Here is a 13,372-nt window from a genome sequence, read left to right on the forward strand (position 1 = left end):
AAACCCGCTCCTACAACGGGCTAAGTCACCTTTGCAGGAGCGGGTTTACCCGCGAAGGGGCCGGCACACGAAGAAACAGCTACATGGGTAGCAGCCGATCCTGAAGCACTTCCTTCATCACCAAGGTCGAGCTCAAGCGTTTCACATTGGGAATACTGGTCAGGTGCTCGTCATACAGCTTCTGAAACGCCGGCAGGTCCTTGGCGACCACATGCAGCAGGTAATCCGGGTCGCCAAACAGCCGCTGCGCTTCGACAATCTGCGGGATCTGCGCCAGTGCCGTTTCAAAGTCCGCCACCGGCTGGCGGGTCACCTCGCGTAGCGTCACGAAGACCAACGCGGCAAAGTTCAGCCCAAGGGCGCTCGGTGCCAGCCGGGCGTGATAGCCCAGAATGGCGCCGGACTCTTCCAGTGCCTTCAAGCGCCGATGACAGGGTGACAGGCTGAGCCCCACGCGGTCTGCCAGCTCGGTTACCGACAGGCGCCCGTCTTTTTGCAGCTCGGCAAGGATTTTTCGATCGGCTCTATCCATTGGGAAGAATCTTCCAATTCATGAATGCAAAGGGGAAATATACGAAAGAATATCCCCGAGCGAAATCCGTAATCTTTCGACATCCCAATGCAGTAGATAAGGAAGATTCAAGTGGCTATCAGTGTGCTGACGGCGTTCTGGGCTGTGTCGATGCTGTTCGTGATTACCCCCGGTGCAGACTGGGCCTATGCCATCTCGGCCGGCATGCGTGGGCGCTGGGTGATGCCAGCGGTGGCGGGGATGTTGTCGGGGCATTTCCTGGCCACGCTGGTGGTGGCGGCCGGGGTCGGCAGTTTGCTGGCAGGTCACCCGTTGGCGCTGACCTTGCTGACCCTGGCGGGGTGCAGCTACTTGCTGTGGCTGGGCGGCAACCTGTTGCTCAGCCCGGCATTGCCGGCGGCCGGGCAGGGCGGCGCGGGGGAGTCGGGCTCACGCTGGGCGTTGAAGGGGTTTTGCGTCAGCGGCCTGAACCCCAAGGTATTCCTGCTGTTCCTGGCCCTGCTGCCGCAGTTCACCGACCCGCAGTCGAGCTGGCCTGTGCCCTTGCAGATCTTGTTGCTGGGGCTGGTTCACCTGTGTAGTTCGCTGGTGATCTACACGCTGGTCGGCTATGGCGCCAAAGCTGTGCTGAGCACTCGGCCGGGTGCGGCAAAGCTGGTCGGGCGGGTGTCGGGGATGGCGATGATTACCGTGGCCCTGGGCTTGATAGCCGGGCAAATGACCTGAATTTACCGGTTCAGCATGACTTCAGATAAACTCGCTGCACCCTAATGCACAACCAGGATGTGCCCCGTGCCCGAAACCACGCAACTGCTCACGTTCGCCCTGATTTGCCTCGGCATGGTCCTGACCCCAGGGCCGAACATGATCTACCTGATTTCCCGCTCGATCTGCCAGGGCCGTCAAGCCGGGTTGATTTCGCTTGGCGGTGTGGCTCTGGGCTTCGTCATCTACATGTTCTGCGCGGCAATGGGCATTACGGCGCTGGTGATGGCAGTACCCTTTGCCTACGACGCGCTGCGCATCGGTGGCGCGCTGTACCTGTTGTACCTGGCCTGGCAGGCGCTGCGGCCGGGTGGCCAATCGCCGTTCCAGCTCCGTGAACTGCCCGCCGACAGCCCGCGGCGGCTATTCACCATGGGGTTTGCCACCAGCCTGCTCAACCCCAAGATTGCCGTCATGTACCTGTCGCTTATGCCGCAATTCATCGAACCGGGCCACGGCAGCGTGCTGTTGCAGTCGCTGGTGCTGGGTTCGACGCAGATCGCCATCAGCGTTACGTTCAACGCGCTGATTGCGATAATGGCCGGCTCCATCGCCGTGTTCCTGGCTGGCAGGCCACTGTGGCAACAGGTTCAGCGTTGGTTGATGGGAACGGTGCTGGCGGGGCTGGCGGTGCGCATGCTGGCAGAAGGGCGCCGTTGATCGTCCATTGCGACAAGTATCAGTGGCCGAGTACTTGCCCGAGCATCTGGCACACCTGTTCTGCCGAGTAGGGTTTGGCCAGGAAGGTGAACCCTTGGTGCCCGCCTTCGGCAATCGCATCGCTAAAGCCCGAAGTAAGGATCACCGGCAACTGCGGGCGCTGGCGGCGAAGTTCGCGGGCCAGTGCCAAGCCACCCATGCCGGGCATGACCACATCGGAAAACACCGCATCAAAATCACCTGCCGGGCCAGTCAACTGCGCCAGCGCTTCTTCTGCCGAACGCGCATAGCTGATTTGGTAGCCGTGGTCCTCGAGGAACTGAGCCGTGAAGCTGCCCAGGTCGGGGTTGTCTTCTACCACCAGTATTCGTCGCCGCTCGCCCTGTACCTGCGGCTGGCTGCCGGCCGAGGCGTCTTCGGGCAAGGCCGCAGGTGAGTCCTCCTGCGGCAGGTACAGGGTAAAGGTGGTGCCCTGGCCGGGGATGCTGTTCACCTGTACATCGCCCCCGGATTGCTTGGCGAAACCGAACACCTGCGACAACCCGAGCCCGGTACCTTCACCCGGGGCCTTGGTGGTGAAGAACGGGTCGAAGATGCGCTCCAGCAACTCGCTGGCAATACCGACTCCGCTGTCGCTCACCGATATCGCCGCGAACGGGCCAGGCAGCGAAGGCTGGCCGCGCAAGGCAGGCAGGCACTGGTCGGCCTGCAGGCGCAGCTGCAAGGCACCTTCGCCTGCCATGGCATCGCGGCCATTGAGCATCAGGTTGATCACCGCGGTCTCCAACTGGCTGAGGTCGGCGCGGATGTGGCAGGGCGCTTGCGGTAACTGCAGCTCGACCCGGATGCGCGCGCCAGTGACGGTGTCGAGCATGTCGGCCATGGCCTCCAGCCGAGGCCCGGCCTCGAACACCTGTGGGCTGAGGGCCTGGCGGCGGGCGAAGGCCAGTAGCTGGCCGGTCAGTTTGGCACCACGGTCGACCGTGTCGGACATGGTCTTGAGGTAGCGCTCGCGGCGCTCCTCGGCGAGGTTGGGGCGCTGCAGGAAGTGCAGCGACGAGCGGATGATGGTCAGCAGGTTATTGAAGTCGTGGGCTACGCCGCCGGTCAGCTGGCCAATGGCTTCCAGCTTCTGGGCTTGGCGCAGCACGGCCTCGGTGTGCAGCAACTGAGTGGTGCGTTCTTCGACGCGATGTTCCAAGGTGGTGTTGAGCGCTTCCAGGGCCGCCATCGCTTCGCGCACTTCGGCATGGGCCTGGGCCCGTTGTATATGTGCCCAGCATCGCTCGGTCACTTCGCTGATCAGTGTTTGCTCGTAGTCGGTCCATACCCGGGGTACGCGGTCGTGAATCGCCATCAGCGCGGTCAGCCTGCCACCCTTGATCAGTGGCATGCAAATGGTGGCCGTAATGCCGATGGCCTGAAAAGTCGCCGCCTCGTCAGTGGCCAGTTCGCGCAGGTTGTCGTTGATTACCAGGGCCAGGCCGCTGCGCAGGCGGCTGACCGCCAGGCGGCCGAAGTCATGCAGGTGATAGTGGCCGACCAGGCGTGGTGAGCCGGGTGTCACCGCATCGCCGCAAATGGTGAAACCGTCCTCGTCGGGGTCCATCACCGCATACGCGCAGCTGGACAAGCCAAGGTGCTCGACCAGCATGCGGGTGGTGATGGCCATGATCTGGTCCGGGTCGGTCGCCTCGGTCACGGCTCGCCCGAGGGTATCGAGAAAGTTCAGGCGCTGGTTGGTGAGCACACTGGCGGTGGTTTCGGTGACCGTGTCGAGCATGCCCAGAATTTCGCCATCATGGCCGCGAATCGGGCTGTAGCAGAAGGTGAAATAGGCCCGCTCCAGGCCGCCGTTGCGGTCGATCATCAGCGGGAAGTCTTCGATGTAAACCGCTTCGCCGGCCAACGCGCGGGCCGCCATGCTGCTGATTTCATCCCAGGCTTCGTGCCACACGTCGCGGAAGGGGATGCCCAAGGCCAGGGGCTTGCGACCGAGAATCGGGGTGAAGGCATCGTTGTACAGGGTGATCAAGTCCGGGCCCCAGAGCACGGCTTGCGGAAAGCGCGAGGCCAGGCACAGAGCCATCGTGGTTTTCAGGGCGTCGGGCCAATGTTCCAGCGGGCCCAGTGGGGTGGTGGCCCAGTCGTGGTTGCGGATGCGTTCGGCCATTAGCCCGCCGCCATCTAGCCATCTAGCCATGTGCTTTGCCGGTCCTCTTTCTCAAGGCCCTTAGGGTGCACCGAGAATAGACCGTTGGCGAGGGTTTTGTGAGGGCTGTGCCACTGCACGAGCCTCGGTGACTGCGCAATCCGGATGAGTGCAGGTTCACCCGCGAAGAGGCCGTACCGGCTAGCGCATGAAGTGCACCTTGCCGGTGTCATCATTGCCCATGTAAATGCCATACACCCCGGCCTGCCGCTCGAGGATGTAGCGTTCGAGAATTTGCCGGATGGCCGGGTAGTAGATCTCATCCCAGGGGATTTCATCCGGCTCGAAGAACTTGTACGCCAGCGTCTCAGGCCCGTACTGCCCGGTTTCTTCGGTGACGATGGCACGGAAGATGATGTACACCTCGCTGATCTTTGGCACGCTGAAGATCGAATACGGCGAGACGATGTCTGCACGTACGCCGCTTTCTTCCCATACCTCGCGCAGCGCCGCCTGTTCGGTGGTTTCGCCAGCCTCCATGAACCCCGCAGGCAAGGTCCAGGTGCCGGGGCGAGGGGGAATGGCGCGCTGGCACAGCAGGTACTTTCCATCGCGCTCGATGATGCAGCCGGCGATGATCTTTGGGTTGATGTAGTGGATGTAGCCGCAGCCGGCGCAATGCAGGCGTTCGTGGGTATCGCCTGTGGGAACGCCCCGGGCCAGTTCCGTGGTGCAGTGCGGGCAGTAGCGCGGGGCATTGGGCATGATCAGCGACCTATGCGGGGTTCCTTCAGGGCCAAGGGTTCGACAATGTCGCGCACCTTGGCGTTGTCATCCTGCTTCTGGCGCAGGTAGTCCAAGGCCACCTTGGCGGCGGCGCGGACGTGGTCGACCGAGGCCTGGTGGGCTACCAGCGGGTCACCGCCCTTGATGGCCTCGACGATCTTTTCCATTTCGCGGTTGCTGGCGCCGCGGCGGTTTTCCTGCGATACCGAGGTGGCGCGCAGGTAGCTGATGCGTGCTTGCAACTGGCGCAACTGCTGGGCCGCCACCTGGTTGCCGGAGCCTTCCAGCAGCACATCGTAGAAACCTTGTACCGAATCCAGTACCTGTTGCAGCTCACCTTCTTCCAGTGCCTCGCGGTTCACTTCCAGCGCGCGTTCCAGCGCACGGATGTCCTTGGCCTTGGCGTTGAGGGTGAACAGTTGCACGATCAGGCCTTCGAGCACACAGCGCAGCTCATAGATGTCACGTGCGTCTTCCAGGGTGATGATGGCCACGCGTGGGCCTTTGGCGTCGGCGAACTCCACCAGGCCTTCGGACTCCAGGTGACGCAGCGCTTCACGTACCGAAGTGCGGCTGACGCCGAGACGGTCGCACAGGTCGCGTTCGACCAGGCGGTCGCCGGGCAGCAGGTGAAAGTTCATGATAGCGGCGCGCAGCTTGTCGAGCACGATTTCGCGCAGAGTAACGGGATTGCGGTTGACCTTGAAGCTGTCGTCGAGTGGCTGGCGTTTCATCAGGTGCGCTCTTTATGAGGCTGTTGCGCCAACATCGCGGAATGCCTCGAACCGAGGCTTTCCATGCAGTGGTTCGAACAGCCCGTTGTTAACGGGTTGGCTCCGCATCGGCTTCGGCAAAGGCTTCACGGGCCAGGCGGAAACTGTCCACCGCCGCGGGTACGCCGCAATAAATGCCGACCTGGAGCAGGATTTCGCGAATCTGTTCACGGCTCAGGCCATTGCGCAGGGCACCGCGAATGTGCAATTTGAGCTCGTGGGGCCTGTTGAGCGCGGAAATCATGGCCAAGTTTATCATGCTGCGCTCTTTCAGCGACAAGCCTTCACGGCCCCAGACGTGACCCCAGCAATACTCGGTGACCAGCTCCTGCAACGGTTTGGTGAACTCATCTGCGTTCTGGATCGAGCGGTTGACGTAGTCCTCGCCCAGCACCTGGGTGCGGATTTTCAGACCCTTTTCGTACTTTTCATTGCTCATGTGCAGTACTCCGGCATAAAACAGGGGCCGCAACCGAGGGTGAGACGATTAGCGCGACCCCTGAAAACAGGGTCATCGGTGTTGGCTTTTTCGCGGGATTGCCCGCTCCCACGGGTTCCAGGATCTGTGCGATACCTGTGGGAGCGGGCGAGCCCGCGAAGCGGCCAACACCGACTTCAAGATGTATCAGCCAAGCGGCGGCAGGGCGCCAAGCTTGCCTTTGTGGTAGACCATCGGGGTCACCGGCTCGGCCGGCAACACCAGGTTCTTCACCGCGCCGACAATGATCGCGTGGTCACCGCCGTCGTACTCGCGCCACAACTCGCACTCGATGATCGCCGTAGCCTTGGCCAGCAGGGGGTTGCCCAGCTCGCTCAGGTGCCACTCCACGCCCTTGGCCTTGTCCTTGCCCTTGCCTGCGAAGGCATAGGCTTCGGCGGTCTGGTCGGCGGACAGCAGGTGGATGGCGAACTGCTTGCTGTCGCGCAGGATCGGGTAGGTGTCGGAGGCGTAGTTGGGGCAGAACAGCACCAGCGCCGGGTCGATCGACAGCGCGCTGAATGCACTGGCGGTGATGCCGACGATGCCGCCGTCGGCGTCCAGGGTGGTCACTACCGTGACGCCGGATGGGAAGGAGCCCATCACGTCTTTGTAGATGCCGGGTTCGATCATCTCGTGTTCCTCCTAGCGCATCACGAACGGGTCGGGCATCGGCGCGGTGGACAAGTTGATCCACACGGTCTTCAGCTCGGTATAGGCCAGCACCGAATCGATGCCGCTCTCACGGCCGTAGCCGCTGTTCTTGAAACCACCTATCGGTGCCATGGCCGACACGGCACGGTAGGTGTTGACCCAGATGATCCCCGAACGCACGTCGCGGGCCAGGCGGTGGGCACGGCCCAGATCGCGCGTCCAGATGCCGGCAGCCAGGCCGAATTGCGAGTCGTTGGCTATGGCCAGCGCTTCTTCTTCGGTCTTGAAGCGGATCACCGCGGCGACCGGGCCGAACACTTCTTCCTGCATGATGGTCATCGCGTTGCTGTCGCACTCGAACAGGGTCGGCTCGTAGAACCAGCCGTCACCTTCAACGTCGGCACGCTTTCCGCCCATGTGCAGTTTTGCGCCTTCGGCCTTGGCTGCTGCCACCAGGCCTTCGACGACTGCCAGCTGTTGCGCGGTGGCCATCGGGCCCATTTCGCTGGCGTCGTCCTGCGGGTTGCCGATGCGGATGCGCTTGGCGCGGGCAATCAGGCGCTCGACGAACACGTCGAAGATTTCATCCTGCACCAGCAGGCGCGAACCGGCCACGCAGCTTTGCCCGGACGCGGCGTAGATGCCGGCCACGGCGCCATTGATGGCGCTGTCCAGGTCGGCGTCGGCGAAGATGATGTTCGGCGACTTGCCGCCCAGCTCCAGCGACAGCTTGGCGAAGTTTTCGGCACTGCTGCGCACCACGTGGCGGGCGGTGGCGGCACCGCCGGTGAAGGCGATCTTGCGCACCAGCGGGTGGCGGGTCAGCGCCGCGCCGGTGCTGGGGCCGTAGCCGGTGACCACGTTGACCACACCGGCCGGGAAGCCGGCCTCAAGGGCCAGTCGGGCCAGCTCGAGGATGGTTGCCGAGGCGTGCTCGGACGGTTTGAGCACGATGGTGTTGCCGGCAGCCAAGGCCGGCGCCAGCTTGATCGCGGTGAGGTACAGCGGGCTGTTCCACGGGATGATCCCGGCAACCACGCCGATTGGCTCGTGCACGGTGTAGGCGAACAGGTCGGGTTTGTCCAACGGCAGGGTGCCGCCTTCGAGCTTGTCGGCCAGGCCCGCAGTGTAGTGGAAGAACTCCGGCAGATAGCCGACCTGACCGCGGGTTTCGCGGATCAGCTTGCCGTTGTCACGGCTTTCCAGCTGGGCCAGGTGCTCCTTGTTCTCGGCAATCAGGTCACCCAGACGACGCAACAGCTTGCCGCGCGCGGTGGCGGTAATGCTGCGCCACGCCTTGCTGTCGAAGGCACGCTGGGCGGCCTGAACGGCCAGCTCCACATCGGCTTCATCGGCGTCGGGCAGTTGCGCCCAGGCCTGGGCGGTGGCCGGGTTGAGGCTGTCGAAGGTCTTGCCGCTCTGAGCATCGCGCCATTGGCCGTCGATGCACATCTGGAAACGAACGAGGGTCATGCAACAATCCCCTTGGCGGATTCGGTGAGGGTGCGGGCTTGGGTGAGGAAGTCCAGCAGCATCTTGTTGACTTCACGCGGTGCTTCCACCGGCATCATATGCCGTTGCTCGGCGAGGACCACACTGCGTGCGCCAGGAATACTGGCGGCGAGCTGGCGGGTCATGGCCGGGGTGGAGCCCGAGTCGAGTTCGCCGGTGGCGATCAGCGTCGGCACCTGGATACTGCCCAGGTCGTCGGCGCGGTACATGTCCTGAGTGGCGAACAGCGAATAAGTGGTGTGGTAACCCTGCGGGTCGTTGCTCGCCAGCACCTGGCGAATGGCGGCGACCTGCGCCGGGTTGGCAGCCTTGTATTCACGGCTGAACCAGCGGTCCAGGGCAGCATCGACGTTGGCGTCTGGGCCCAGCTCCGCCGCCTGGGCAGCGCGGGCGATCACCCCGGCACTTTGCTCGGGGGTGCGGTTGAACACGCTGTTGAGCACGACCAGTGCAGCCAGGCGCTGCGGGTAATTGAGGGCGAACGCACGGGCAACCAGGCCGCCCATGGAGAAGCCGATCACGGTGGCTTGTGCAATTTGCAGGTGGTCAAGCAGTTCGGCAAGCTGGTCGGCATAGCCTTCCAGCGGTGTGTCGGCGGCCGGTACGCGGCTTTGACCGTGGCCGAGCATGTCGTAGGCGATGACGCGGTAGTCGTTGGCCAGGCCAACGAACTGACCGCCCCACATTTCCTTGTTCAGGCCCACGCCGTGGATCAGCACCACGGGTTGGCCCTGGCCGACATCCAGATAGCTGGTGCCGGCAGGTGTGCGTTCAGCGACAGGCTGAATCATGGAGGGCGCTCCTTGAAGGTCGGGCGCGGCGGGTAAGCACGCCACGCCCCGGCCCGTCTTGGTTGTTGTTATTGAGCGTTGGCTTTTTCGGCAGCCAGTTCTTCCAGGTCGATGTAACGGTTGCCGATGCGCGGGTGCAGGCGGCCGCCATCGGCTGCGCCCAGGACCACGACGATTTCATCGGCACGCGGGGCATCTTCGATCTGCATTTCCAGGGTGATGTAGTGCGAACGCAGGCCTTCGTCGTCCTTCTGCATCATCGGGATCTGGATCGAAGTGCCTGGGCCGCCGCGCTTGTTGGTGAAGCTCAGGTAGCTCTTGGCCTGTACCGCCTCGCGGTAGTGGTTGCCGAAGCGCAGGGTATGGATGACGGCCGAGGCGTGCTCGATTTCGCCATCGGCGCCGACGACGGCGGCCTTACCGTAGGCCTCGATCTTGTCGGCGCCGCCAATGGCAGCAGTCAGGCGCTCGACCATCAGGGCACCCAGCTCCGAGCAGTTGGCGCGAATTTCCGGCTTCAGATCTTCAACGAAACCGCGACCGGCCCATGGGTTCTTGATCACGACGGCCAGGCCGACCATGGTCACCGGCTTGTCAGTGGCCTTGCCGCCTTCGATGCGGGTCTCTTCGGAGTAGGTGACGATCTTGCGGATTTCGAAACTCATGGATGGCTCCTGGTGAGGGTTATCAGCTCTTGTTGTCTGATGGTATACCATAATATTTGTTGTGCAAGAGGTGTCAGGAAATTTCTCTTGTCGGGGGACGAAAGGTGGCCTGATGCCTTGATTTCTCTGTTGTCTGTACTGGCCTCTTCGCGGGCTTGCCCGCTCCCACAAGGACTGCACAGGTTTCAAAAAAAAGCCCGCTCACGCAGGCCGAAGGGGCCCGCGGGAGCGGGCGCGTCCCGCAATGATTCAGGCAATGGGAATTCAGGCGAACGCCGGCACCACTTCCTTGATGAACAGCTCGAGCGACTTTTTCTTCTCGGCGTGGGGCAAGCTGTTGTCGCACCAGAAGCTGAACTCGTCGACGCCCAGTTCCTGGTAGTACTTGATGCGTGCGATGATCTCTTCCGGCGTGCCGATCATGGTGTTCTTGCGGATGTTCTCCAGCTGGAACGCCGGCACTTGGGCGAATTTCGACTCCGGGCTCGGCTCAAGAAAGCCATTCACCGGGGTGGTCTTGTTGCCGAACCAGGCATCGAAGGTGCGGTAGAAGCGCGAGATCGCCTGGGCGCCGACCTTCCAGCCTTCCGGATCAGCCGGGCTGTGCACATGGGTGTGGCGCAGCACCATCAGTTGCGGGCGCGGCACATCTGGGTTGTTGTCCAGGGCGGCCTGGAACTTGTTCTTCAGGTCCAGCACTTCTTCGTCCCCCTTCATCAGCGGGGTGACCATGACATTGCAACCATTGGCAACGGCGAAGTTGTGCGAGTCCGGGTCGCGGGCGGCGATCCACATAGGCGGCGTGGCGTTGAACGGCTTCGGTACGCTGGTGGAGGTCGGGAACTTGTAGACTTCACCGTCGTGGGCGTAGTCGCCTTCCCACAGCTTGCGCACCACCGGCACCATCTCGCGCAGCGCCTTGCCGCCGTCGGTGGCCGGCATGCCACCTGCCATGCGGTCGAACTCGAACTGATAGGCGCCGCGGGCCAGGCCCACTTCCATGCGGCCGTTGCTGATCACGTCGAGCAGGGCGCATTCGCCAGCGACGCGGATCGGGTTCCAGAACGGCGCGATGATGGTGCCAGCGCCCAGGCGGATCTTCTCGGTGCGCGCGGCCAGGTAGGCCAGCAGTGGCATCGGGCTTGGCGAAATGGTGTATTCCATGGCGTGGTGTTCGCCGATCCACACGGTGCTGAAACCGCCGTCTTCGGCCATCAGGGTCAGTTCGGTCAGGTCTTCGAACAGCTGGCGGTGGCTGACCTGTTCATCCCAACGTTCCATGTGTACGAACAACGAAAATTTCATGGGTTTTTCCTCAACGCTTGTTATTGCCCGTCAGTCAATCGGGCTTCAGTGTGGGAGCAGGCTGCGTCCAACTGCAGGCTTCAGGCAAAGGCCGGCAGGCTGGCCATCTTGCCGCGGCAGTACACCATCGGCCGTGGCGCTTCGGCAGGGACGATCAGGTTGTGTACCTTGCCCACCATGATGGCGTGGTCGCCACCTTCATATTCACGCCACAGTTCGCATTCGATGACGGCGGTGGCACCGGCCAGGATCGGGTTGCCCAGTTCGCTCAGGGTCCACTCGATGCCGCTGGCCTTGTCCTTGCCCTTCTTGGCGAACGCGTAGGCTTCAGCCTGCTGTTCACCGGACAGCAGGTGAATGGCAAAGCGCTTCTGCTTGATCAGTACCGGGTAGGAGTCGGAGGTGTAGTTGGGGCAGAACAGCACCAGCGGCGGGTCCATCGACAGGGAGGAGAAGGCGCTGGCGGTCAGGCCGACGACCGAGCCGTCGTCGTCCTGGGTGGTGATGACGGTAACGCCGGACGGGAAGGAGCCCAGAACGTTCTTGTAGACAGTTGCGTCGATCATCGGGAGTACCTCTGAAGGGCTGCGGTGGTCCGCGGTTTTTATCGTTGATGTGTCTGATGGTATACCGTAATACCTATTTTGCAAGCGGAATTTTCAACCCTGCGTTTTCGCGATGAACGGCCCAAAGCCACGAAAAACGTGGCCTTGAGCGGTGAGGCGGTTTGTCGCAGGGGTTTTGCAAGCGGATCAGTGGCCGCTTTTTCATGCGGATCAGTGTTGTCAAAAGTTTGGAATACCATAATATGGTCCGCAGCTGAGAGGCCGCCTTGATGCGGTTTCCTTACAAAGATAAAAACGACCTTTCGAGCTGAAAACCATGTCCCAACCGTCGTCGCAACACCAGTTTGTCGAGAATCACACGGTCGATTACGTTCCACCTGCCGAGCGCCATGGGAAGGCGCGCGACCTGTTCACCCTCTGGTTCAGTACCAACATCGCGCCACTGCCTATTGTGACCGGCGCCATGGTGGTCCAGGTGTTCCACCTGAACCTGTTGTGGGGCCTGATCGCCATCGTGCTGGGCCATCTGGTCGGGGGCGTGGTCATCGCCCTGGCCTCTGCACAGGGGCCGCAGCTGGGCATTCCGCAAATGGTGCAGAGCCGTGGCCAGTTTGGCCGCTACGGTGCCTTGCTGATCGTGTTCTTCACCGCGCTGATCTATGTCGGCTTCTTCATTTCCAATATCGTCCTGGCGGGCAAGACCATTCACGGCATCGCGCCGAGCGTGCCGATGCCCGGCGCGATCGTGATCGGTGCCCTGAGTGCGACTGCCATTGGCGTGATCGGCTACCGCTTCATCCATATCCTCAACCGCATCGGTACCTGGGTGATGGGCTCGGCGTTGCTGGCCGGTTTCATCATGATGTTCATCCAGGACCTGCCGGCAGACTTCTTCAGCCGTGGCGCGTTCAACCTGTCGGGCTTCATTGCCACCGTGTCGCTGGGTGTGATCTGGCAGATCAGCTTCTCGCCGTACACCTCTGACTACTCGCGCTACCTGCCCCGTGAGGTGGGCATTGCCAAGCCGTTCTGGGCCACTTACTTTGGCGCCACCCTGGGCACCATCCTGTGCTTCAGCTTTGGTACGGTGGCGGTGCTGTGCGTGCCGGAAGGCACCGACGCAATGGATGCGGTGAAGCAGGCCACCGGCTGGCTGGGCCCGATCCTGATGGTGCTGTTCCTGCTTAACATCATCAGCCACAACGCCCTCAACCTTTACGGCGCCGTGCTGTCGATCGTGACCGCGATCCAGACCTTCATGGCCGAGTGGACGCCGAGCATCAGGGTACGGGTGATCCTGGCCTCGGTCATTCTGGTGGGCTGCGGGATGGTGGCACTGAATGCCTCGGCGGACTTCATCGGCCAGTTCATCGGCCTGATCCTGGCGCTGCTGCTGGTGCTGGTGCCGTGGGCTTCGATCAACCTGATCGATTTCTACCTGATCAAGAAGGGCCAGTACGACATCGCCTCGATCTTCAGTGCCGACGGCGGCATCTATGGCCGCTTCAACCACCACGCGATTATTGCCTATGCCTGCGGCATCCTGGTGCAGCTGCCGTTTGCCAATACTTCGCTGTATGTGGGGCCGTACTCGAACATTGTCGAAGGGGCTGACCTGTCGTGGCTGTTCGGCTTGCTGGTGACCGTGCCGCTTTACTACTGCCTGGCGACGCGGGGGAAGGCTGTCGAGAAGGCGGGGCGGGTGGTAAGCGTCAACGACTGATAGACCGCTG

14 protein-coding genes are annotated in these 13,372 nt (G+C 62.4%); 3 read left to right on the plus strand and 11 right to left on the minus strand.

The genetic code is table 11. The features are described 5' to 3' along the window. Nucleotides 1-79: 79 nt before the first annotated feature. On the minus strand, nt 80-532 hold the full coding sequence (locus AC3WLP_RS12155; protein WP_088512323.1) for an Lrp/AsnC family transcriptional regulator: 453 nt from the start codon (nt 530-532) through the stop codon (nt 80-82). Between the two features lie 111 nt (nt 533-643). On the opposite strand from AC3WLP_RS12155, the gene AC3WLP_RS12160 reads away from it, so the two are divergent. Next, nucleotides 644-1,258, plus strand: coding sequence for a LysE family translocator (locus AC3WLP_RS12160; RefSeq protein ID WP_003256078.1), 615 nt, complete (start codon nt 644-646; stop codon nt 1,256-1,258). 66 nt (nt 1,259-1,324) lie between these two features. Then, complete coding sequence (locus AC3WLP_RS12165) at nt 1,325-1,957, plus strand: LysE family translocator (RefSeq protein WP_014756268.1); 633 nt, start codon at nt 1,325-1,327, stop codon at nt 1,955-1,957. Nucleotides 1,958-1,976: 19 nt separating this feature from the next. Here AC3WLP_RS12165 and AC3WLP_RS12170 read toward each other — a convergent pair whose 3' ends face one another. From AC3WLP_RS12170 to AC3WLP_RS12215, 10 genes are all read right to left on the minus strand, one after another. Then, nucleotides 1,977-4,160, minus strand: a complete 2,184-nt coding sequence (locus AC3WLP_RS12170; protein ID WP_029611837.1) for a GAF domain-containing hybrid sensor histidine kinase/response regulator — start codon at nt 4,158-4,160, stop codon at nt 1,977-1,979. Nucleotides 4,161-4,310: 150 nt separating this feature from the next. Continuing rightward, entirely contained in the window at nt 4,311-4,874 is a 564-nt protein-coding gene (locus tag AC3WLP_RS12175) for an NUDIX hydrolase (RefSeq protein ID WP_003256075.1), read from the minus strand. Between the two features lie 2 nt (nt 4,875-4,876). Next, a complete protein-coding gene (locus tag AC3WLP_RS12180; RefSeq protein ID WP_003256074.1) occupies nt 4,877-5,629 on the minus strand; it encodes a GntR family transcriptional regulator in 753 nt (250 codons plus the stop codon). Nucleotides 5,630-5,717: 88 nt separating this feature from the next. Then, nucleotides 5,718-6,107, minus strand: a complete 390-nt coding sequence (locus tag AC3WLP_RS12185) for a carboxymuconolactone decarboxylase family protein (protein ID WP_003256073.1) — start codon at nt 6,105-6,107, stop codon at nt 5,718-5,720. Nucleotides 6,108-6,293: 186 nt separating this feature from the next. Then, a complete protein-coding gene (locus tag AC3WLP_RS12190) occupies nt 6,294-6,779 on the minus strand; it encodes a flavin reductase family protein (protein WP_003256072.1) in 486 nt (161 codons plus the stop codon). A 12-nt stretch (nt 6,780-6,791) separates the two neighbouring features. Further along, on the minus strand, nt 6,792-8,273 hold the full coding sequence (locus AC3WLP_RS12195) for an aldehyde dehydrogenase (RefSeq protein ID WP_003256071.1): 1,482 nt from the start codon (nt 8,271-8,273) through the stop codon (nt 6,792-6,794). Continuing rightward, nucleotides 8,270-9,103 carry an alpha/beta fold hydrolase gene (locus tag AC3WLP_RS12200; protein WP_003256070.1) on the minus strand — a complete coding sequence of 278 codons (834 nt, stop codon included), beginning with the start codon at nt 9,101-9,103 and terminating at the stop codon, nt 8,270-8,272. The genes AC3WLP_RS12195 and AC3WLP_RS12200 overlap by 4 nt, the downstream gene beginning before the upstream one ends. A 68-nt stretch (nt 9,104-9,171) precedes the next feature. Further along, entirely contained in the window at nt 9,172-9,768 is a 597-nt protein-coding gene (locus tag AC3WLP_RS12205; RefSeq protein ID WP_003256068.1) for an amino acid synthesis family protein, read from the minus strand. 264 nt (nt 9,769-10,032) lie between these two features. Then, complete coding sequence (locus AC3WLP_RS12210; protein ID WP_088512322.1) at nt 10,033-11,073, minus strand: LLM class flavin-dependent oxidoreductase; 1,041 nt, start codon at nt 11,071-11,073, stop codon at nt 10,033-10,035. An 80-nt stretch (nt 11,074-11,153) separates the two neighbouring features. Then, the gene (locus tag AC3WLP_RS12215; protein ID WP_003256061.1) at nt 11,154-11,639 is read right to left on the minus strand and encodes a flavin reductase family protein; all 486 of its coding nucleotides are present in this window, start codon (nt 11,637-11,639) and stop codon (nt 11,154-11,156) included. Nucleotides 11,640-11,955: 316 nt separating this feature from the next. Between AC3WLP_RS12215 and AC3WLP_RS12220 the strand changes: the two genes are divergently transcribed. Continuing rightward, nucleotides 11,956-13,362 (plus strand): purine-cytosine permease family protein, encoded by a 1,407-nt coding sequence (locus AC3WLP_RS12220; protein ID WP_014590645.1) that lies wholly within the window; start codon nt 11,956-11,958, stop codon nt 13,360-13,362. The last annotated feature ends 10 nt before the right edge of the window (nt 13,363-13,372 follow it).

It is taken from the genome of Pseudomonas sp. FW305-E2 (assembly GCF_058782925.1).

What these genes read in the sequence shown, in the direction of transcription:
- AC3WLP_RS12210 (WP_088512322.1), bottom strand. Translation starts at nt 11,073, where the DNA reads ATGAAATTTTCGTTGTTCGTACACATGGAACGTTGGGATGAACAGGTC.
- AC3WLP_RS12190 (WP_003256072.1), bottom strand. Translation starts at nt 6,779, where the DNA reads ATGATCGAACCCGGCATCTACAAAGACGTGATGGGCTCCTTCCCATCC.
- AC3WLP_RS12175 (WP_003256075.1), bottom strand. Translation starts at nt 4,874, where the DNA reads ATGCCCAATGCCCCGCGCTACTGCCCGCACTGCACCACGGAACTGGCC.
- AC3WLP_RS12170 (WP_029611837.1), bottom strand. Translation starts at nt 4,160, where the DNA reads ATGGCTAGATGGCTAGATGGCGGCGGGCTAATGGCCGAACGCATCCGC.
- AC3WLP_RS12195 (WP_003256071.1), bottom strand. Translation starts at nt 8,273, where the DNA reads ATGACCCTCGTTCGTTTCCAGATGTGCATCGACGGCCAATGGCGCGAT.
- AC3WLP_RS12180 (WP_003256074.1), bottom strand. Translation starts at nt 5,629, where the DNA reads ATGAAACGCCAGCCACTCGACGACAGCTTCAAGGTCAACCGCAATCCC.
- AC3WLP_RS12155 (WP_088512323.1), bottom strand. Translation starts at nt 532, where the DNA reads ATGGATAGAGCCGATCGAAAAATCCTTGCCGAGCTGCAAAAAGACGGG.
- AC3WLP_RS12220 (WP_014590645.1), top strand. Translation starts at nt 11,956, where the DNA reads ATGTCCCAACCGTCGTCGCAACACCAGTTTGTCGAGAATCACACGGTC.
- AC3WLP_RS12215 (WP_003256061.1), bottom strand. Translation starts at nt 11,639, where the DNA reads ATGATCGACGCAACTGTCTACAAGAACGTTCTGGGCTCCTTCCCGTCC.
- AC3WLP_RS12185 (WP_003256073.1), bottom strand. Translation starts at nt 6,107, where the DNA reads ATGAGCAATGAAAAGTACGAAAAGGGTCTGAAAATCCGCACCCAGGTG.
- AC3WLP_RS12200 (WP_003256070.1), bottom strand. Translation starts at nt 9,103, where the DNA reads ATGATTCAGCCTGTCGCTGAACGCACACCTGCCGGCACCAGCTATCTG.
- AC3WLP_RS12205 (WP_003256068.1), bottom strand. Translation starts at nt 9,768, where the DNA reads ATGAGTTTCGAAATCCGCAAGATCGTCACCTACTCCGAAGAGACCCGC.